Below are 5,147 nucleotides of genomic sequence, written 5' to 3' on the forward strand. Positions count from 1 at the left end.
CAGACGGGCTGGCCGGGCTGTCCGGGAGTGTTGCGCGCGATACGGAAACCGCCACCGTCGGCGATCCGCACGTAGTCACCGCGGTTGTCGCCGTCCAACTCCATGATGTCGGTGCGGCCCTCGGGCGTGGTCATGCCGGTGGCGATCACGCCCAGCGCCCGCCAGCCGGGCCCGGCCTTGGTCTGGTCGGGGTCGGCGGTGCACGACGGCAGACTTCCCGGCACCCCCGGAAGCGAACCGGTCGAGACCGGATCGCTGATCCAGCCCTTCTGCTCCACGGTCAAGAACGCCTCGTACCAGGCATGGGCCATCTTGCTGTAGCCGCTGTCGCCCGGATGCGCCGGCTGGGACAGGTCGGCGGTGGTCACCTCGTCCATCTCGACCAGCTGCACATGCTTGCCCTGGTCCTGGCGCTGCTTGACGATCGCGGGGATCCGAGCGTTGTAGGCGTCGATCCGCGGCTGCAACCCGTCCTTGGTGGCCGGCACCAACGTGGCCACCAGCACCGTCGCATCCGGAGCGTGGGCGAGCACCTGGTCGATCAGACCACCCAGCCGCTCCGGCGCCGTCGCGAGCTGGTAGTCCTGGTTCATGTCGTTGGTGCCGGCGTGCAGCGTCACCACGTTCGGACGGTACGCGGGCACCGCGCAGTCCTCCGCGTCCTTGTCGATCTCGTCGATCCGCCAGCCGGAATGACCCTCGTGATCGTTGTCCGCGAACGAGCCGTCGTCCAAAGACCCCACGAAATCGACATCGCGTCCCAGATACTTCATCTGGTCATACAGCGGTGCCCGATACCCCGCATTGGTGGAACTGCCCACACCATGAGTGATCGAATCACCCAGCGGCATCAACCGCACCTTGGCCTCGGTGACCGCGAAGCCACGCCCCTCTGCCGCCTCCAGCATTTTGTTAACGATTTTTTCCGCGACTTGCCCCATCTTCTGGGCGACCCAGCCCAATCCGTTTTTGATCGGGGTGCTGAACCAGCCGCCGATCTTCTGCGACAGGCGCGCGATGCCGCTTGCGGCGGAAACTATCAGACCGCGCATGTTGTTGATCATCCACGGTTTGATGAATCTGTCCCAGGCGGCGGCACCGATGCCGGCCAGGAGGGCGGCCACCAGAATCGCTATCATGACATCCGTTGTGCTCGGCTTCGGGCCGTCGGGATCCAACGAGGTGCCGACCGCCCAGCCGATGGCAGCGTTGGCGCCACTGCTGAAACTTTGGCACATTATAATGAACGCGGGCAACGCCCCGATGCACGCCCCAAAGACCAGGAGTTGCGCGGCGTATCCGGCTAGACTTGCTATGACAACCTTCAGCCACAGCGCCAGCTCGGCATGTACGTCTTCCTCCCGGATGACGAAGGTCACCCCGTCGGATCGCGCTTCGACATCGCCATCGAAATCGAAGTCGTCCATCCATTCAGTGTCTGAGGTCTGCGCTTCCAGGTGAGCCATCCCTGGCTCGGCACCCCGCCGGATGGCGTCGCTCAGGCGAATGTTCGGATCGTGCTGTTCCTCCACGGCCCTTGGGAACGTCTCGGGGTCCACGTTGTCGAAGGTGAAGTCGATCACCACATCGCCGTCGGCGACGTTCAGCGTCGACCCGGCGGCCTTGGCCTCCGCCCCGCACCTGATGCTTAGATTCGCGGCAGCTTCCGCCGCGGCTCTCGAGAACTTGGTCAGGCCGCAGGCGGACTGCGCCTGGGCGGGGACCTTGGAAAGGCTCAGGGTCAGGACGATCGCCATTGCGATCGCGACCAGGCGGGTGAGGCAACGGAAATTTTGCATGGACGTACCTCGGGTAGTGCAAGGACTCACTCCCGTCGAGCGCGGCGGGAGGGTCACGGCCCACGAGGACCCGTCAGACCTCCGACCGGCGCTGCGCGGCTCGACAGGCGATGCGCCGCCGCCAGGTTGGGGCCCGGCCAGAATGGTTCAACGAGCCATCCATATCACAGGCCACTTTCTGTCCAAGTTAACGCTCCGACCCCAGTGGTTAACTCGCCGTTCATGAACGCCGCCCCCACGGACGACCCTCAGAGTTCGTTCTCGGGCACCGAGTCGCTGACGCCGAGGCTGTCGCGGACGAACCCGAACTCCGCCTGCTCCGTGGCCGCCAGCAGCGAGACGATCTGCAACCGGGTGGGGGCGTGGATGACGGGGTCGAGTTCCATCAAGCCCTCTCCTCGATCTTCCGGGCCATCCTCCGGGAGATCCACCAGGCGACCATGGGACCTGTGACGGCCATCGACACGGTCATCGCGAGCGCCGCGACGGTGCGCGCGTACGGCACGTCGAGGGGTGCCGGTTCGGTGACGGCCTGGACTCCGGTCACGAAGGCTCCCACGCCGACCACGTACCAGGTGGGGAACCAGGGCTGGGAACGGATGGCCTTGGTCTGCGTCTCACGGATGGCGGCCAGGCTCCGTGCTGCTTCGTCCGGGTTCATGGGGGCTCCTCACTCCTGGAGAGCGGGCGGTCAGCCGTGGAAGCGGGAGCGGATGCCGGTGAGGCGGCGCAGGACGTCCCACCAGAAGGGGGCGCCGAACAGCAGCGCCACGTACGTGAGCAGGTAGCCCGGCCAGTGGCTGAGCGTGGTGAGCCGGTTCCACCAGGCGGCCCCGTTCCAGTGGACGCTCGGGTCGCCCTCCTCCGGGATCGAGACGCTGACGATCGCGTGGTCGAACATCGCGACCAGGGCCGGCTGGCTGAGCGTGTCGGTGATGCAGGGCACCGGATCGGACTGCTCGCACCGCGCCTTGAGCGCGCCGTACGCGTCGGCCCCGGCCCCGGCCACGGCGGTCACCGAGGCGCGGAAGGCGTTGTCGCGCAGCAGCGTCTTGCCGTACTCGAGCCCGTCCATGGTGAACAGCAGCGTCACGAACAGGCCGAGGACCGCCACCACCCACTTGACGTACCTCTTGTACAGCATCGACAGGCGGTGCATCTCGCCGTCGAACCACGTCTCCACGCCCTGCCTGAACCGGTCGAGGTCGCGCTGCGCGGTCTCCCACACCCCCCTGAGATGGCCGTGGAGGGGGCTGCCCATCGCCTTGAGCTTGTCGAGCAGGCCCTCGACGCCGCGCTCCTCGGCCGCCGCCATCTCCATCAGGGCGACGGCGAAGCGGCCGGGAGGCAGGTTCGCGATGCTGGTGCGGCCCCGCGTAGGGTGGTCGATCTCGCGGACCCGCTGGTAGAGCAGGTTCGTCATGGCGTCCTCGGCCTTGGTCTCCTGGGTGGGGAGCTCGGCCGCCTCGGGGGGCGCGGGCTGGTCGCTGTGCGCGGGGCGGGGGTCGCGCGCGAACGGCAGCGCGGCGAACACGTCCCGCACCCTGGCGGGCAGCCACGACCTGCCCTCGGCGTCGCTGCCGTCCATGGTGTCGCGCAGGTACGCCCACAGGAACTTGCTCCTGATGGCGAGCACCCTGACGAATGCCTCGTTCAGCCCGCTCACCAGCAGTGACAGCAGCAGGAAGGACAGCACGAGCCCTAAGGCGAGATCCACATAAATCGACAGCAAAGCGATCACCCCCGCGCCTTGATACACCCGTCGGCGCGTTCGTCGCAGCGGAACGCGCCAGATGGGGCGAAGCCGTCAGGAGCCGTAGAAGACCCTGTCCACGACCTGGCGGGCGCGGCGGGTGACGCGGCGGTAGTCGTCGAGGAAGTCCTCCGAGCCGTCCGGCGGGTAGCCCAGGGTGCGGGCGAGCAGCCTGCGTTCGCGGGCGTCGCCGGGGATGCTGTCGCCCGGCCGTCCCCGTACGAGCATGATGGCGTCCCTGATGCGGGAGGCGAACCGCCAGGCCTCCTCCAGCACCACCTGGTCGGCCTCCTCCAGCAGCCCCTCCGCCACCGCCGCGCGCATGGCCTGCAGGGTGCGGGTGGTGCGCAGCTCGGCCACGGAACCGGCGTAGCGGAGCTGCAGGAGCTGGGCCACCCACTCGACGTCGGACAGCCCGCCCGGCCCGAGCTTGGTGTGCAGGGCGGGGTCGGCGCCGCGGGGCAGGCGTTCGGCCTCCATCCTGGCCTTCAGGCGCCTGATCTCGCGGACGGCCTCCTCCTGCAGGCCGCCGGCGGGGTAGCGCAGCTCGTCGACCATCGAGGTGAACGCCTCTCCCAGCGTGACGTCTCCGGCGGAGAAGCGGGCACGCAGCAGCGCCTGCGACTCCCAGGGGGACGACCAGCGCGCGTAGTAGGCCTCGTAGGAGGCGAGGGTGCGCACCAGGGCGCCCTGCCTGCCCTCGGGGCGCAGGTCAGGGTCGATGAGCAGGGGCGGGTCGGGGGCGGGGAGGCTGAGCAGGCGGCGCAGCTCGTTCGCGATGGCGAAGGCGGCGTCCGACGCCGCCCGCTCGGGCGCGCCCGGCTCGGGCGAGTGGACGAACATCACGTCCGCGTCGCTGGCGTAGGAGGACTCCATGCCGCCGAGCCGGCCCATGGCGATGACGGCGAACCTGGTGGGCGGCTCGGCGCCCCGGTCGGCGCGCACCTTGCCGATCGCCGCGTCCAGCGCCGCCTGGATGGTCACGTCGTTCAGTGACGACAGCGCCACCCCGACCTGTTCGATGTCGATGAGGCGGAAGATGTCGGCGACCGCCGTGCGCAGCAGCTCCCGGCGGCGCAGCGCCCGCACGGCGGCGACCGCGCTCTCGGCGTCGGCGCTCTCGGAGTCGGAGGCGTGGCGGGAGACGGCCGCCGCCGCCTCCGTCCGGAGCGACTCCGGCGCCCGTACCGCGAGGTCGTCGTCGGAGCCGAGCAGCGCCACGGCGTCGGGGGCGTGCATGAGCAGGCCCGTGGCGTAGCGGCTGGTGCCGAGGACGCGCGCCATCCGCGAGGCCACCGCCGTCTCGTCACGCAGCAGCCGCAGGTACCACGGCGTGGCCCCGAGCTTGTCGCTGACCTGGCGGAAGCCGAGCAGCCCCGCGTCGGGATCGGGCGCGTCGGCGAACCACCCGAGCATCACCGGCAGCAGCGTGCGCTGGATGGCCGCCCGCCGCGACACGCCGGAGGTGAGGGCGGCGATGTGGCGCAGCGCCCCGTCGGGGTCGACGTAGCCGAGCGCCCGCAGCCGGGCCGCCGCGGCGGCGGGCGACAGCCGCGCCTCGCTCTCGGGCAGCCGGGCCACCGCCTGCAGCAGCG

At 69.7% G+C, this 5,147-nt stretch carries 5 protein-coding genes; all 5 read right to left on the minus strand.

From position 1 onward, the window contains the following. Positions 1-1,799: SGNH/GDSL hydrolase family protein (locus DQW85_RS08010; protein WP_240197014.1), on the minus strand; the 1,799-nt coding region annotated here is incomplete at its 3' end. Positions 1,800-2,047: 248 nt separating this feature from the next. After that, on the minus strand, positions 2,048-2,185 hold the full coding sequence (locus tag DQW85_RS08015) for a hypothetical protein (RefSeq protein WP_338043366.1): 138 nt from the start codon (positions 2,183-2,185) through the stop codon (positions 2,048-2,050). Beyond that, positions 2,185-2,460, minus strand: a complete 276-nt coding sequence (locus DQW85_RS08020) for a hypothetical protein (protein ID WP_113699741.1) — start codon at positions 2,458-2,460, stop codon at positions 2,185-2,187. Before DQW85_RS08020 ends, DQW85_RS08015 begins: the two co-directional genes overlap by 1 nt. Positions 2,461-2,490: 30 nt before the next feature. After that, positions 2,491-3,540: a hypothetical protein gene (locus tag DQW85_RS08025; protein WP_240197015.1), complete on the minus strand. Its 1,050-nt coding sequence runs from the start codon at positions 3,538-3,540 to the stop codon at positions 2,491-2,493. A 66-nt stretch (positions 3,541-3,606) separates the two neighbouring features. Further along, positions 3,607-5,147: bifunctional [glutamine synthetase] adenylyltransferase/[glutamine synthetase]-adenylyl-L-tyrosine phosphorylase (locus tag DQW85_RS08030; protein ID WP_113699743.1), on the minus strand; the 1,541-nt coding region annotated here is incomplete at its 5' end.

The sequence above is a fragment of the Nonomuraea lactucae genome (genome assembly GCF_003313395.1).
In the GTDB taxonomy this organism is placed as follows: Bacteria; Actinomycetota; Actinomycetes; order Streptosporangiales; family Streptosporangiaceae; genus Nonomuraea; species Nonomuraea lactucae.

What these genes read in the sequence shown, in the direction of transcription:
- DQW85_RS08015 (WP_338043366.1), bottom strand. Translation starts at nt 2,185, where the DNA reads ATGGAACTCGACCCCGTCATCCACGCCCCCACCCGGTTGCAGATCGTC.
- DQW85_RS08020 (WP_113699741.1), bottom strand. Translation starts at nt 2,460, where the DNA reads ATGAACCCGGACGAAGCAGCACGGAGCCTGGCCGCCATCCGTGAGACG.